This is a genomic window from Rhodanobacter ginsengisoli (assembly GCF_042657065.1).
Lineage (GTDB): Bacteria > Pseudomonadota > Gammaproteobacteria > Xanthomonadales > Rhodanobacteraceae > Rhodanobacter > Rhodanobacter ginsengisoli.
The window spans coordinates 410,445-425,229 of sequence record NZ_JBHSNF010000001.1; the positions used below are offsets into that span (position 1 = coordinate 410,445).

The 14,785-nt window shown below is 68.1% G+C and carries 12 protein-coding genes and 1 pseudogene; 5 read left to right on the forward strand and 8 right to left on the reverse strand.

Annotated features, from left to right (window positions below):
• Window positions 1-121 precede the first annotated feature (121 nt).
• Complete coding sequence (locus ACFPPA_RS01635; RefSeq protein WP_377316632.1) at window positions 122-3,088, forward strand: bifunctional diguanylate cyclase/phosphodiesterase; 2,967 nt, start codon at window positions 122-124, stop codon at window positions 3,086-3,088.
• Here ACFPPA_RS01635 and ACFPPA_RS01640 read toward each other — a convergent pair.
• The 7 genes from ACFPPA_RS01640 to hemH form a co-directional block, all read right to left on the reverse strand.
• Window positions 3,067-3,729, reverse strand: a complete 663-nt coding sequence (locus tag ACFPPA_RS01640) for a DsbA family oxidoreductase (protein WP_377316634.1) — start codon at window positions 3,727-3,729, stop codon at window positions 3,067-3,069. The two genes, ACFPPA_RS01635 and ACFPPA_RS01640, sit on opposite strands and share 22 nt — an antisense overlap.
• 123 nt (window positions 3,730-3,852) lie before the next feature.
• Window positions 3,853-5,499 carry an NAD(P)/FAD-dependent oxidoreductase gene (locus ACFPPA_RS01645; RefSeq protein WP_377316636.1) on the reverse strand — a complete coding sequence of 549 codons (1,647 nt, stop codon included), beginning with the start codon at window positions 5,497-5,499 and terminating at the stop codon, window positions 3,853-3,855.
• A gap of 198 nt (window positions 5,500-5,697) precedes the next feature.
• The gene (locus ACFPPA_RS01650; protein ID WP_377316638.1) at window positions 5,698-5,991 is read right to left on the reverse strand and encodes a hypothetical protein; all 294 of its coding nucleotides are present in this window, start codon (window positions 5,989-5,991) and stop codon (window positions 5,698-5,700) included.
• Between the two features lie 186 nt (window positions 5,992-6,177).
• Window positions 6,178-6,684, reverse strand: coding sequence for a DUF1993 domain-containing protein (locus ACFPPA_RS01655; RefSeq protein WP_377316640.1), 507 nt, complete (start codon window positions 6,682-6,684; stop codon window positions 6,178-6,180).
• The gene (locus tag ACFPPA_RS01660) at window positions 6,681-8,012 is read right to left on the reverse strand and encodes a TCR/Tet family MFS transporter (RefSeq protein WP_377316642.1); all 1,332 of its coding nucleotides are present in this window, start codon (window positions 8,010-8,012) and stop codon (window positions 6,681-6,683) included. Before ACFPPA_RS01660 ends, ACFPPA_RS01655 begins: the two co-directional genes overlap by 4 nt.
• Before the next feature lie 128 nt (window positions 8,013-8,140).
• Entirely contained in the window at window positions 8,141-9,034 is an 894-nt protein-coding gene (locus tag ACFPPA_RS01665) for an alpha/beta fold hydrolase (RefSeq protein ID WP_377316644.1), read from the reverse strand.
• A complete protein-coding gene (gene hemH / locus ACFPPA_RS01670) occupies window positions 9,018-10,154 on the reverse strand; it encodes a ferrochelatase (protein WP_377316646.1) in 1,137 nt (378 codons plus the stop codon). The genes ACFPPA_RS01665 and hemH overlap by 17 nt, the downstream gene beginning before the upstream one ends.
• Before the next feature lie 109 nt (window positions 10,155-10,263).
• On the opposite strand from hemH, the pseudogene ACFPPA_RS01675 reads away from it, so the two are divergent.
• The 4 genes and pseudogenes from ACFPPA_RS01675 to tatC all read left to right on the forward strand — a co-directional run.
• A pseudogene (locus ACFPPA_RS01675) lies at window positions 10,264-10,935 on the forward strand (lipid-binding SYLF domain-containing protein); the annotation flags it as partial.
• 66 nt (window positions 10,936-11,001) lie between these two features.
• Entirely contained in the window at window positions 11,002-11,265 is a 264-nt protein-coding gene (tatA, locus tag ACFPPA_RS01680; protein WP_377316650.1) for a Sec-independent protein translocase subunit TatA, read from the forward strand.
• A gap of 24 nt (window positions 11,266-11,289) precedes the next feature.
• On the forward strand, window positions 11,290-11,712 hold the full coding sequence (gene tatB, locus ACFPPA_RS01685; RefSeq protein WP_377316652.1) for a Sec-independent protein translocase protein TatB: 423 nt from the start codon (window positions 11,290-11,292) through the stop codon (window positions 11,710-11,712).
• Window positions 11,699-12,484, forward strand: coding sequence for a twin-arginine translocase subunit TatC (gene tatC, locus ACFPPA_RS01690; protein WP_377316654.1), 786 nt, complete (start codon window positions 11,699-11,701; stop codon window positions 12,482-12,484). The genes tatB and tatC overlap by 14 nt, the downstream gene beginning before the upstream one ends.
• Window positions 12,485-12,505: 21 nt before the next feature.
• Here the strand turns inward: tatC and ACFPPA_RS01695 are convergent, their stop codons facing one another.
• Window positions 12,506-14,683, reverse strand: a complete 2,178-nt coding sequence (locus ACFPPA_RS01695) for a primosomal protein N' (protein WP_377316656.1) — start codon at window positions 14,681-14,683, stop codon at window positions 12,506-12,508.
• Window positions 14,684-14,785 lie beyond the last annotated feature (102 nt).

Consider the following 14,785-nt stretch of genomic DNA (forward strand, 5'->3'; position numbering starts at 1 on the left):
GATATCATCGTATGGATAACCTCGATCTCCGGCGCCACGCGACACCGATTGACAGTGGTGGCGACCGCGGCGGCGCGGGGTTCGTGTTTCGGCGGGTCAGCGCCGGAGTCGGGTCATTCGGATGAACCCCAAGCGCACGCCGAGTCCGAACGCGTCGGACGGGACGGACCGGCCAGCATGGCTGAGTCGCCTGATCCAGGCGGCGACGCCGGCGGACGTGACGGCACTGATCATCGCGCTGGCGCAGTCGCTGCCGGATTGCCAGACGGCAACGTTGCTGCATGGACCCGACGAGGCGTCGATCGGCCCAGGCACCGCGGCGAGGCCGGCGGGCATGGTCTGGGCGCGGGCCGCACTGAGCCGTGACGAACTCTGTCTCAGTGAGGACGGCCGCTGGGCGGCATGGCCGCTGCTCTCGGGCGAACGCGTGGTTCTGCTGCTTCACTTCGCTGCTGGCCAGGTGGCGGAACAACTGCGCGAAGCGCTCTCCGCCGACCTCGGGCTGGCCGGCCAGCGCCTGGCGCAGACGTTCGAGCTGAGCAATCTGCAAGGCGCGAACAAGCAACTGGAGCGCTCGGAAATCCTGCAGCGCGCGCTATTCGCGATCGCCGATCTGGCTGGCTCCGACCTGCCGATGCCGAAGATGCTGCGCGGTATCCACAAGATCGTCAGCAGCCTGATGTATGGAGAGAATTTCTTCATCGTGCGGCATGACCCGCTACGTCGGACCTGGCGTTTCCTGTACTACGCCGACGTGATCGACACTGAGGGGCAGGACACGACGCGCGAGACGCCACTGGATGACTGGCGCGGCACCCTGACCCACCGGGTGTTGACCAGCGGCCAGCCGATGAGGGGCAGCGCCGAAGCGTTGCGCGCCACGATCGACGGCGTCCTGCTCAAGATGGGTCCCGACAGCAGTGACTGGCTTGGCGTGCCGATGGTGCTCGACGGCCAGGTACACGGTGCACTGGTGGTGCAGAGTTACAAGCCGGGCGTGAGCTTCACGATGGAGGATCAGGAGTTGCTCGGCTTCGTCGGCAACCACATCCTGACTGCGCTGGAGCGCAAGCAGGACAAGGACGAACTGGAGTCGCGCGTGCGGCTGCGCACCCGCGAGCTGGCCCAGGCCAACACGGGCCTGCAGCAGGAGATACTCGATCGCCAGCGCGCCGAGCAGTTGCAGCGCGCGCTGTTCCAGCTGGCCCAGCTGGCCACTGTCGACATCGACGAGAACTCGTTCTATCGGCGCGTGCACACCGTGGTGGGCGCGCTGCTCAATGCGGAGAATTTCTTCATTGCGCTGCTTGCCGACGACCGCAGCATGCTGGAGTTTCCCTATTACGTCGATGTCAACGGACACAGCAAATCGTCGCGTGCGCTGGGCCGTGGGCTGAGCGAGCATGTCCTGCGGCATGCCCGGCCGATACTGGTCTGTCGGGCCGAAATCGACGAGCTGGTGCGCCAGGGCGAGATGGGTCCCAGCGACACGCCGAACGTCGCCACCAGCTGGCTGGGCGTGCCGCTGCAGGTCGGTGATGAGGTGATCGGGCTGGTGGTAGTGCAGAGCTACGTGCCCGAGGCACGCTACAGCGAGGCCGACCGCGAGCTGTTGACCTTCGCGGCCCTGCAGATCGCCAACAGCATCTACCGGCGCCGCACGGCGGTGTCCCTGCATGAATCCAATGTGCAACTGGAGCGCAGGGTGGACGAGCGCACACAGGAATTGCGCCAGGAAATCCAGCAGCGCGAGCGGGTGCAGGAGCAACTGAAACATCAGGTGATGCACGATCGGCTTACCGGGCTGCCCAACCGGGGTTTCCTGCGCGATCGTCTGAACTGTGTCCTGGAGACCTTGCAGCGTCATCCGGAGCGGCGTTGTGCGCTGCTTTACCTGGATGTCGATCGATTCAAGGTCATCAACGACAGCATCGGTCACCTGGCCGGTGACGAGTTTCTCAAGGCGGTCGCCGATCGCTTGCGCTGCTGCGTTCGCGACCCGGACATGGTCGCGCGGCTGTCCGGCGATGAATTCGCGATCCTGCTCGAGGACGTTCCGGGAGCCGAAACCGCGGCGGAAGTCGCCCAGCGCATCCTGCGCGTGCTGGGCGCGCCGCTGCGGTTGTCGGGCAAGGAGCTGGAGCCGTCGGCCAGCATGGGGATCGCGATTGGCGACAGCCGCTATCTCAAGAGCGACGACTTGTTGCGCGACGCCGACATCGCGCTCTATCGCGCCAAGGAACGCGGGCGCAAGCGGTTCGAGATGTTCGACGAGACGCTGGCGACGGATGCGATTGACGTGCTGACCCTGGAAGGCGATTTGCGCCACGCGCTCATGCACGACGAGTTCGAACCACACTTTCAGCCGATCTGCCGCCTCGATGGCGGCGAGGTGGTCGGCTACGAGGCACTGATCCGCTGGAACCACCCGCAGCGGGGTGTGCTGATGCCGGCGGATTTCCTCCGGGTGGCCGAGGACAGCGGCCTGATCGAGACGATCGACTGGCGCATGTTCGAAATGAGCTGCACGCGCTTCAAACGGGACGCGCCATCCGGGATCTTCGTGACCATCAACGTCTCGGCGCGCCATCTTCGCCATCTCGACTTCGATGTGCGCCTGCTGCAGCTGCTGGCCCGAACCGGACTGTCACCCACGCGCGTGATCGTTGAAGTCACCGAAGGCGCGTTGCTGGACAGCCCCGGGCGCGTGCGCGACACGCTCGATCGGCTGCGGATGGTGGGCGTGGGTGCGGCGCTGGACGACTTCGGCACCGGCTACTCGTCGTTGAGCTATCTGCATTCGCTGCCGCTGCGCATGTTGAAGATCGACAAGTCGTTCGTGCACGAGCTGCAGCATGGGGCCAATACCAGCAGCACCACGGTGGTGGCGGCGATCCTCGCATTGGCGCGCGCGCTGAACATCCAGGTCATCGCCGAAGGCATCGAAACCGAGACCCAGCGCGCCGCCCTGAAAGCGATGGGCGGCGACATGGGCCAGGGCTATCTGCTTGGATATCCCGGCCCGCTGGCCGGAGGGCTCGACCGCGCCGAGCCGCATCCGGCCGGTCACGAACTGGCGGCAATCTGACGCAGGGCCGATTCGAAGGCTTCCGGTGGCTGGCCGCCGGAAATCAGCTGCCGGCCGTTGATGATCGTGGCCGGGACCGACTGGATGCCGCGAGTCAGGTAGAACTGTTCCTGCGCACGCACCTCGTCGGCGTAGCTGTCACCGGCAAGGATTTCCCTCGCCCGTGTCGCGTCCAGCCCCGCTTGCTGCGCCAGTCGCCGCAGCGTGTCGTGCGCGCTGACGTCCTCGCCATCGGTGAAATAAGCGCGCAGCAGCAACTGCTTCAGTGCCAGCTGGCGACCTTCCAGTTCGGCCCAGTGCAACAGCCGATGCGCATCGAAGGTGTTGTAGACACGACTGCGCCGATCCATGTTGAAGGTGAAGCCCAGCGCCGCACCGCGGGCGCGGATCGCTTCGCGGTTCGCATCGATCTGCTCAGCGGTGCTGCCGTATTTGCGCACCAGGTGTTCGGTGGAATCCTCGCCTTCGGCGGGCATCTGCGGATTCAGCTCGAATGGCTGGAAGTGGATCTCCGCGGCCACTTCGCCATCAAGATTGGCCAGCGCCTGCTGCAGCGAGGCCAGCCCCACCGCGCACCACGGGCAGGAAACGTCGGAGACGAAGTCGATGCGGATCGGGACGGCGGTGCTTGAGGTGGACATGGGAAACCTTGGCCGGGAGGGCGCAGCCGGGCGACTGCCCGTCACGCCTAGATGAGGTCGCCTGGCGTGCATTCAATCGCGCCTGGCCAGGGCTGCACCGGATGCGCGACCGATCTGCGCAGGTCAGCCGCCGGTGATGTCCAGCGCCACGGCTTCGGCGATGCGGATGCCGTCGACGGCGGCCGAGAGGATGCCGCCGGCATACCCGGCGCCCTCGCCGGCCGGGTAGAGTCCTCGCGTGTTCAGGCTTTGCAGGCTGTCGTCGCGCTTGATCCGCACCGGCGAGGAGGTGCGCGTCTCGACCCCGGTGAGGATGGCGTCGTGCATCGCATAGCCCCGCACCTGGCGCTCGAATGCGGGCAACGCCTCGCGGATCGCGGCGATCGCGTAGTCGGGCAGGGCGCTTTCGAGGTTGCCCAGGACCACGCCGGGCTGGTAGGACGGCTGCACGTCGCCGAACTCGCGCGAGGCCCGTCCGGCGAGGAAGTCGCCGACCAGTTGGGCCGGTGCGCTGTAATCGCTGCCGCCCAGCACGTAGGCGTGGCTTTCCAGTGCGCGCTGCAGCGCGATGCCGGCCAGCGGACTGCCGCTGCCGTCGAACGGGGTGAAGTCGGACGGGTCGATGCCGACCACGATCGCGGCGTTCGCATTGCGCTCATTGCGCGAATACTGGCTCATGCCGTTGGTGACCACGCGGCCGGGTTCGGACGTGGCGGCCACCACGGTGCCGCCGGGGCACATGCAGAAGCTGTATACCGTGCGTCCGGGCGCATCCGGGCCGGGCTTGCCGTGATGCACCAGCTTGTAGTCGGCGGCGCCCAGGATCGGATGGCCCGCTTGCGGCCCGAAGCGGGCGCGATCGATCACCGATTGTGGATGTTCGATGCGGAAGCCGATCGAGAAGGGCTTTGCCTCGACGTAGACGCCACGCGCGTGCAGCATCTCGAAGGTGTCGCGCGCACTGTGGCCCAGCGCCAGCACCACGTGGTCGGCGCGGAGCTGTTCGCCGCTGGCCAGGGTCACGCCGCGGATCTGTTGCCGCCCGTCCGCCGCCGGCTCCAGCAGGAGATCGTCGACGCGGCTGCTGAAGCGGATTTCGCCACCCAGCGATTCGATCGTGGCGCGCATGTTCTCCACCATCGTGACCAGCCGGAAGGTGCCGATGTGCGGCTTGCTGACGTAGAGGATTTCCTCCGGCGCGCCGGCCTTGACGAATTCCGTCAGCACCTTGCGGCCGTGATGCAGCGGATCGCGGATCTGGCTGTACAGCTTGCCGTCGGAGAACGTGCCGGCACCGCCCTCGCCGAACTGCACATTGGATTCGGGGTGAAGCTGGCGCTTGCGCCACAGGTCCCAGGTGTCTTTCGTACGCTCGCGCACCGCCTTGCCACGATCCAGGATGATCGGGCGAAAACCCATCTGGGCCAGGATCAGTCCCGCGAACAACCCGCACGGACCGAAACCGATCACCAGCGGCCGGTGCGCCAGCCGTGGCGGCGCCTGCGCCACGACATGGTAGTCGGTATCCGGCGTGGGCTGGACGTGCGGATCATCGGCGAAGCGCTGCAGCAGCTCCGCTTCCCGCGGGGTATCGATGTCCAGCGCGTAGATCAGCGCGATCGCCCCGCGCTTGCGCGCGTCGTAGCTGCGCTTGGCCACGCTGTAACCGGTCAGTTCGGTGGCGGTGATCGCCAGCCGCCGCAGGATCGCAGCGGTCAGCGCATCGCCGGAGTGATCCAGCGGCAGCTTGAGGTCGGTGAGTCGCAGCATGCGGGGTCGTGGGGTTCTTCCGGCGGCAGGGCCGGATTTTCGCACGTCGCCATGGCGGTGCGGGGGATCCGCCGGATGGCGCGGCTCGATCGCCGCCGTCGAACCCTGCCGCGAGCGGCGCGGGCGCCAACGAGTGGATCGATGCGGCGGGGCGCCTTCAGCTGCTCCGGCTGTCGGCCGGGAGGCGGGCGGTTATCTTCAGGCGGCTGACGCGATGCGGCGGAGATCCATTCGGGCAGGGGCAGAAGCTGACGCCCTGCGGCAACTCAGGGAGGCCAGGAGATCGGTGAATTGCTCGCCGGTGGCCTGCGGGTGCAGCAGGATGAAGCAATCGCTCTGGGTGTCGGCCGGGCGATGGGCGGCCGCGATGCATATCTGACCGTCCCGGGTGGCCAGTACCGGCATCGCGGAATACTCCGAATCCCACAGCTGGCGACGCACGAGCCCATGTTGCGGGCCGCCGGCGATGATGCATTCGATGATCTTTTCCATGATGTCCGCTCTCGTGTCGCGTGGGTTGGAGGTACGCGATACATCAAGCAGGTGTCGGGCCAGCATGGAGGGTGCGAACGGGACCCTCGTCACAGTTTCGAGTCTTGCTGTCGGAATTCGCGATGCAGGTCCATCTGACGGCGGCCGGGCTGCGGCGATCCGTTGCCGGATCGCCGCGGGCACAGCTCAGGGCTTGCCGATGAAATCGCTCTTGCCGATCTCGGTGCCGGCTTCGCGCAGGATGTTGTAGGCGGTGGTGCAGTGGAAGAACAGGTTCGGGATCAGGAACTGCAGCAGGTAGGCCTGGCCCTCGAAGTTCATCTCGCCGCTGCGCATCTTCAGCACGATGGCGCGTGCCTCGCTGCCGTCGATCTGTTCCGGTCCGAAGCCCTGGATGTACTCGATCACGCGGGCGATGCGTGAGTGGACCTGTTCCAGCGTGGTCTCGTTGTCCTCGAACGTCTGGGGTTCGGCGCCGGCCAGCCGGGCCGTGCCGCGCGAGGCCATGTCGCAGGCGATCTGCACCTGCTTGACCAGCGGCAGCATGTCGGGGATCAGGCGTGTCTGCAGCAGCACCTCGTCGCTGACGCCCTTGGCGCTCGCATGCGCCGCGCCCTTGTTCAGCACGTGGGCAAGGTTGTCCAGTGCGCGGACGAACACGGGGACGCTGGCCTGATACATGGAAAGTGTCATGGGTATGGCTCCGATGGGTCGTGGGACAAGGTGTCGGTGGATACGTCGTTGAAGGGCAGCGCGGCCACGGGCGCGACGATCGGCGCGGCCGCCACGAGGGGTCGATTCCCGGTCACGCGCAGCGCGAGCACGGCGGCGACCATCAGCAGGGTCGCGGCGAGCAGGAATGCGGCACCGGGCAGCGGTACCGGCGCGTGGTCGCTGATGAACAGCGCGAACAGGTTCGCGAACAGTGCCGGCCCGAAAATGCCGGCGAGGCTGGCCAGGCTGGTCAGTGCACCCTGCAGTCGGCCCTGTTCGTGCGGGTCGACCTGGTGCGACATCATCGCCTGCGCGGGTGGCCCGGCCAGCCCGCCAAGACACAGGAACGGAATACCCAGCACGAACACCCACGCCGTCCCCGCGAAGCCGAACAGCAGATAACCGCCGACGCACAGCAGCAGTCCGGCCAGGATCAGCCGGCGCTCGCCCAGCGCCGGCATCAGCCGCCGCACCAGCACCGCCTGCACCAGGCCGCTGCACAGGCCGACCAGGCCCAGCGTGTAGCCGACCGCCTGCGGTCCCCAGCCGTAGCGGTAGTCGGTGTAGAGCACGTAGGTCGAATTCAGCGAGAACTGCGCCAGATTGATCAGGAAGAACACGGCTGCCAGCCCGAACACCTGCGGGTAGCGGCGCAGCAGCACCAGCGCGCCGAACGGGTTGGCGTGGCGCCAGTCGAAGCGCGCACTGCGTCGCTCCTTCGGCAGCGACTCCGGCAACACGAACAGGCCGTAGCAGAAATTGACCAGCGACAGGCCGGCCGCGACCCAGAACGGCAGGCGCACATGCAGGTGACCGAGAAAGCCGCCCAGCGCCGGGCCCACGATGAAACCGATACCGAAGGCGGCGCCCAGCGTGCCGAACGCGGCCGCGCGCTTCTCCTTCGGGGTGATGTCGGCGATGTAGGCATTGGCGGTCGAGAAACTCGCCGCGCACACACCGGACACCGCCCGGCCGATGAACAGCAGCCACAGTGCCGGCGCCAGCGCCATCAGGATGAAGTCGATGCCGAGGCCGAGGCTGGAAATCAGGATCACCGTGCGCCGGCCATGGCGGTCCGACAAGGCGCCCTGCACCGGCGAGAACACGAATTGCATCAGCATGAACAGCGCGCCGAACGCCCCGGCCCAGACGGCGGCCTTGGCGATGCTGCCACCGATCAGCTGCACGATCAGATGCGGCAGCACCGGGATGATGATGCCGAATGCCAGCATGTCCAGCATCACCGTGACGAAGATGAAGGTGAGCGCGGCGCGTTGGGGTGGTGCGGCGGCAGTCGGCGAGTCCATCGGGCGGGGCGATGCGGTGGGACGTGCACGATAGCGGAATCGCGATGGCGCCACATCTGCAATGGTCGGGGTGGCCCGATGGCGCTACCGAGCGTTCGATCCGACGATGACACCGGCCGGCATCCGCTTCATGCAGGGTCCGGATGTGCGGGGACGGGTTCGGCGCCGATGCGCCCCTGGCCGAACGCGTGGATCCAGGCGGCCACGGCCTCGGGATGTTCGAGATGCAGGTGATGGCTGCCGTGCATGTGGTTGACCGCGATGTCCGGCACGCATGCCGCACGCGCCTGCATCAGCGCGCTGGGCAGGTACGACGTGGCGGGTTGTGCCAGCAGCAGCGCGGTGGGTGCGGCGATGCCGCGCAGCAGGGCGTGAATCTGCGACTCGGCCAGTCGCAACGGACTGGGCCGGGTCAGGCGCGGGTCGCTGCGCCAGCGCCAGCCGCCTTCGGTTTCCGTCAGGCCGCGCTGCACGATCGGCCATGCCAGTTCGGCGCGCATGCCGCTGGCGAGGCAGCGCGCGCCGACCGCCTGCTCGATGCTGTGGAATACCCGCAACGGCCGGCGGTTTTCCGCGCGCGGCGCCAGCGCCTCGCGAAAGCGCGACAGGGTATGCGAGCCATCGTCGCCGAGCGGCCCGAGGCCCTCGATCAGCAACAGGCGTTCGATCCGGTCCGGCCGGGCGGCCGCGACCAGCGAGGCGATGCCGGCGCCCAGCGAATGGCCGAGCAGGGCATGGCGGGGCAGCTGCAGGATCTCGGCGGCGGCCAGCACGGTCTGCACGTGGTCGAGATAGTGGTAGTCCGCGCCCCCAGGCGGGTGATCGGAGTGTCCATGGCCGGGCAGCTCCAGCGCGATCACCCGATAATGCGTGGCCAGCAGCGGCGCCAGCAGCGCAAAGCTGCCGGCGTTGTCCAGCCAGCCGTGCAGCGCCAGCAGTGGCGGCGCCGCCGCATCGCCCCACAGCTGCGCGCGCAGGGTCAGATGCGCCAGCCGGACCGCCAGTTCAGTCGGGGCGGTCACGGCGTTGCTGCGCGCGTTGCCGGGCGTCGCTGCGGTCTTGCCGTGCGGCGGTCGCATCGTAGTCGGCCGCGAATTCCGGCCAGCCCTGGGTGTGGCGAAGGACCAGGGCGGCAAGGCTGTCGACCTGTTCGGCGCTGTCGTTGAGCGCGGGGATATAGCGCAGGGTTTCGCCGCCGGCGTCGATGAAGAAATCACGATTCTGCATCGCGATCTCCTCCAGCGTCTCCAGGCAGTCCACCGCGAACCCGGGGCAGGCGACGTCGAGTTTGCGCACCCCTTCGGCGGCGAGCCGGCGCACCGTCGCGTCGGTGTAGGGGTGCAGCCAGCGCTCGCGCCCCACGCGCGACTGGAAGCTGATCACCAGCTGGTCGTCGGCCAGTCCCAGTCGTTCGCGCAGGAGCCGCGCGGTGGCATGGCACTGGCAGAAATACGGGTCGCCGGCATGCAGGTAGCGCTCGGGAATGCCGTGGAACGACAGCAGCAGTTTCTCGCCGCGGCCATGGGCTTTCCACCAGCGTTCGATGCTCAGCGCCAGCGCCTCGATGTGGCCGGGATCATCGTGGTAATCGTTGACGATGCGCAGCTCCGGCGGCCAGCGCAGGGTCTTGATGCTGTCGGCCAGCGCATCCAGCACCGAGCCGGTGGAGGTAGCCGAATACTGCGGATACAGCGGCAGCACCAGCAACCGGCGTACGCCCTCGCGCTGCAGCTGCGCAATCGTGTGTGCCACCGAGGGCTCGCCGTAGCGCATCGCCAGTGCCACCCGGATCGGTGCGTCGGGCCGCTGCCGGATCAGCTCGGCCTGCAGTCCGCTGGCCAGCGCCTCGCTGCCGAAGCGCAGCGGCGAGCCCCGCTCGGTCCAGACCTTGCCGTAGGCGTGTGCCGAACGCGCCGGCCGGATGCGCAGGATCACCCCGTGCAGGATCAGCCACCACAGCCAGCGCGGGTATTCGATCACCCGCGGGTCGGCGAGGAACTGCGCCAGATACGGCCGTACCGCCCTGGCCGTGGGGGCGCTCGGGGTGCCCAGGTTGACCAGCAATACGCCAGCCTGAACGGACGGCGTGCCCGGCTCGTGGGAATAGCCGGCAAGGCCGGTATAGTTGTTGCTGAATGGCATCGTGGCAGTCAGGGCTGGATCAGCCTTGGAGTCTGCCACAAGCCCGGCGCACCGCGGTGCGTCGCCCCGTCCCCGAATCTGTACGGAGCTGCCCATGTTGAAGACCCCATTGCGTCGTCTGCTGCTTGTCGGCATGGCCCTGTTGCTGCCGGCGCTGGCCGTGCATGCCGAGGATCCCCCGCTGGTGCGCGCGACCAACGCCGTGCGCGTGCTGAACGACATCATGCAGGCGCCGGACAAGGCAATTCCGCAGGACCTGCTGCGCGACGCCAAGGCGATCGCGGTGATTCCGGACATGATCAAGGCCGGCTTCATCTTCGGCGGCCGTCGTGGCGAAGGCCTGATCTCGATCAAGAGCCCGGACGGCACCTGGTCCAATCCCAGCTTCATCACCATGACCGGCGGCAGCATCGGTTTCCAGGCCGGGGTGTCCTCGACCGACGTGGTGCTGGTGTTCCGCACCCAGCGCGGAGTGGATTCGATCGTGCGCGGCAAGTTCACCCTGGGCGCCGATGCTTCGGCCGCGGCCGGCCCGGTCGGGCGTACCGCCACGGCGGCCACCGACAGCCAGTTGAAGGCCGAGATCTATTCCTATTCGCGCACCCGCGGCCTGTTTGCCGGCGTGGCGCTGGACGGCTCGGCGCTGCGCATCGACTACGATGCCAACGCGGCGGTCTATGGGGCCGGCATCACGCCGCGACGCATATTCGAGGGCGGTGTCAGCCACGTGCCGACCCCGGTCGTCGATTTTCGCGACCGGCTTGAGGAGTACACTGCGCGTTGAACGCGGAAGTGTTGTGGCGCATGGGGCGCCGTCGGTTCGCCAAGATGGGTTCAGAGGTCGATTATGGGTTTTGACAGTGTGTGGCATTGGCTGATCCTGCTGGCGATCGTGCTGCTGGTGTTCGGCACCAAGAAGATCCGCAACCTCGGGCCGGACCTGGGCGCCGCCATTCGCGACTTCAAGAAGGGCCTCAGCGGCGACGACGAGGCCAAACAGAAGGAAGAAGAGGCCCGGCGCAAGGAGGCCGAGCAACTGCGCGCCGACGAGGCGCCGACCGACCGCGCCAGCACGCAGCGTCAGCGCGACTCCAGCGAAAAAGCCAAGTAGACGCATGGTGGGCGGGGCGCGGCGATGATCGAGATCAGTCTCGGCAAACTGGTACTGCTCGCCCTGATCGCGCTGATCGTGCTCGGTCCGGAGAAGTTGCCCGGTGCGGCGCGAACCGCCGGCGCCCTGTTGCGGCGCGTGCGCAGCGGCTGGGACGATGTGCGTGCCGAAGTCGAGCGCGAGCTGGAGATCGAACAGATCCGGCGCAGCGCACGCGAAGCCGCCGCCCTGGCCGAAGCGACGCAGAACGAAATGAAAGACAGTCTGCAGCAGATGCGCGAGCCGCTCGAAAAGGTCGCTGCCGAGGTCGCGGCGGTAACCGGTCCGCCGCCCGCCCCCGGCGATCCGGTGCCGAGCGGCGACGAGGGGGCCGACGAGGTGCAGGCCGAGCTGCCGCTGGACCTGCCGCCTGAAACCACCAGGAAACCCCCGCATGACCACGCCTGAGCCGGACGCACCGGAGAATTCCGACGGTGTCGGCGAGAGCCTGCAGCAGGGGTTGTTCTCGCATCTGCTGGAACTGCGCACGCGATTGCTCAAGTCGGTAGCCACCGTCGTGCTGCTGCTGCTGGCGCTGGTGCCGTTTGCCAACAGGCTGTATTCGGAGCTGGCCGCGCCGCTGGTGGCGCGTCTCCCGCACGGTGCGCACCTGATCGCCACCGAGGTCACCAGTCCGTTCATCACGCCCTTGAAGCTGGCCTTCTATACGGCACTTTTCATCAGCATGCCGGTGATCCTGTACCAGCTGTGGGCGTTCGTCAGCCCCGGCCTGTACAAACACGAGAAGCGGCTGGCGCGGCCGTTGCTGGTCGCGGCGATGGGCCTGTTCTATCTGGGCTGCGCGTTCGCCTATTTCCTGGTGCTGCCGGCGGCTTTCCGCTTCCTCACGGCGGTGACGCCGGAGGGGGTGGAAATGATGACCGACATCAGCCACTACCTCGACTTCGTGATGCTGATGTTCTTCGCCTTCGGGCTGTGCTTCGAGGTGCCGGTGGCGGTGGTGGTGCTGGCCGCGGTGGGCGTGGTCGACCTGGACAAGCTGCGCAGTGGACGCCGTTACGCCATCGTCGGCGCGTTCGCGATCGCGGCGCTGATCACCCCGCCGGACATCACCTCGATGATGATGCTGGGCATTCCGATGTGCCTGCTCTACGAACTGGGTGTGCTGGCCGTGCGCTGGCTGGTGAAGCCGGGTTCGTTGCGACCCGACGCAAGCTGAGCGCGGCCCGCTGCGACCGGTTCAATACAGGTCGATCGGATCGACATCCAGTGACCAGCGCACCCGGCGTGCCGATGGCAGCGCCAGCAGGGCCAGTTGCCACGAGCGCAACATGCCATGCAGCACGCTGCGGCTGACTGCCTCCAGCAGCAACTGACTGCGATGCCGACCCGCGCGCAGCGGCATGGGCGCGGGCATCGGGCCGGCGAGCTGCCAGGCGCCGTCGGGCGGCAGGGCGGCGCAGGCGTCGGCGAGAAATGCATCGACATGCTCGCGCAACCCGGCATCGGCGCGCAGCAGCACCTGATGGCTGTACGGCGGCAACTGGATCTGGCGCCGCTCGGCCAGCAGTCCGCGCGCGGCGGCGGCATAACCGTGGGCCAGCAGGCCACGCAGCAAGGGGTGATCCGGCTGGTGCGTCTGCAGCAGGACGCGGCCGGGCTTGCGCGCCCGCCCGGCGCGCCCGGCCACCTGCACCACCAGCTGGGCCAGCCGCTCGCTGGCCCGGAAGTCCACGCTGTGCAGGCCCTCGTCCACGCCCACCATCGCCACCAGGGTGAGGTTGGGCAGGTCATGGCCCTTGGCCAGCATCTGGGTGCCGACGAGGATCGCCGGCTGATCGTCCCGCAGGGTGCCCAGCAGTTGCTCGAACGCGTCGCGGCGGCGGGTGGTTTCGCGATCCACCCGCAGCACCGGCACCTGCGGGAACTGCGTGACCAGGGCCTCCTCGAGTCGCTCGGTACCCTGGCCCTGCGCCTTCAGCTCGGTCGCGCCGCAACTGGGACAGGCGTCCGGCAGGCGCTGGCGATAGTCGCAGTGATGACAGATCAGCTGGCGCCGGCCGGCGTGCAGGGTCAAGGGCCGGTCGCAGCGGGAACACTCGGCGTGCCAGCCGCAGCTGTGGCACAGCAGCACCGGCGCGTAGCCGCGGCGGTTGCGGAATACCAGGGCCTGTTCCCCGCGGGCCACCGTTTCCGCGACCGCGGTCAGCAGGGCCGGCGACAGGCCGTGTTCCAGTCGCTGCGCGCGCATGTCGATGATCTGCACCTGCGGGGGGCGGGTCGCCCCGGGGCGGGCGCGCAGATGGAGGCTGCGATAGCGGCCGCTCTCCGCATTGGCCAGCGATTCCAGCGACGGCGTGCCCGAACCCAGCAGCACCGGCACGCCCAGCGCGCGGGCACGCACCAGCGCCAGGTCGCGGGCGTGATAGCGGAAACCCTCCTGCTGCTTGTAGGCGCTGTCGTGCTCCTCGTCGACAATGATCAGTCCGGCTTGCGGCAGCGGCGTGAACACCGCCGAGCGGGTGCCCAGGATCACTCGTGCCGTGCCCGCCCGCGCCCGCAGCCAGGCGCGTGCGCGATCGCCCTCGGACAGGTTGGAGTGCAGCACTTCCACGATCACCCCGAGGCGTTCGCGCAGCCGTCGCACGGTCTGCGGCGCCAGCCCGATTTCCGGTACCAGCAGCAAGGCCTGTCGGCCCTGCGCCAGCACCTGCTCGATCAGCGCCAGGTAGACCTCGGTCTTGCCGCTGCCGGTCACGCCATCGAGCAGGAACGGCTGGTACTGGCCGAGGCAGGCACCGACTGCGGCTACGGCCTGGTGCTGTTCGTCGCTCAGTTGCGGCGCCAGCGACGCCGGCAACGGGTGGTGATCGAGCGGGGGGCGTTCGCTGCGTTCGAGCAGGCCGGCCTCGGCCAGGCGACGGGCCGCCGCCCGCCACCCGGGCAGACCCTCGGTCAGCTCCTGGGCACTCGATGCGCCAGCCGCCAGGGCGGCCAGCAAGGCCTGGCTGCCACCGCGCCGGCCGCCGGCATCATGGGTGCTGCGACCGCTGGGGGTAAGCGACCAGTATTCGTCGCCGATGGCCGGCAGGGGCCTGGCTTCGCGCAGGCTCAGGGGCAGCGCGTTGGCATAGGCCTCGCCGGGGGCGCCCAGCCAGTAATCGGCGGCCCAGGCCAGGGTCCGCATCAGCTCGGCATCGAGCAGCGGGGCATCGTCGAGCAGCCGGACGACCTGTTTCAGCCGGTGGCTGCCGATCGTCGCCTCGGCATCGATCGCCACCACCACCCCGACCCGTTTGCCACGGCCGAACGGCACCAGCACCCGGCTGCCCACGTGCGACTCTCCCGCCGCGGGGGGCAGGTAGTCGAACAGGGTGGGCAAGGGCAGTGGCAGGGCGACGCGAAGGACGGCGGGCATGGTGACCTCAATGGCGGCCCAGTGTAACCGCAGCATCGTCGCACCCTGACCGCGGCGGGTCTGGAAATTACCGGTCAGGTGTTGCGCGCACTTGCTGCTCAT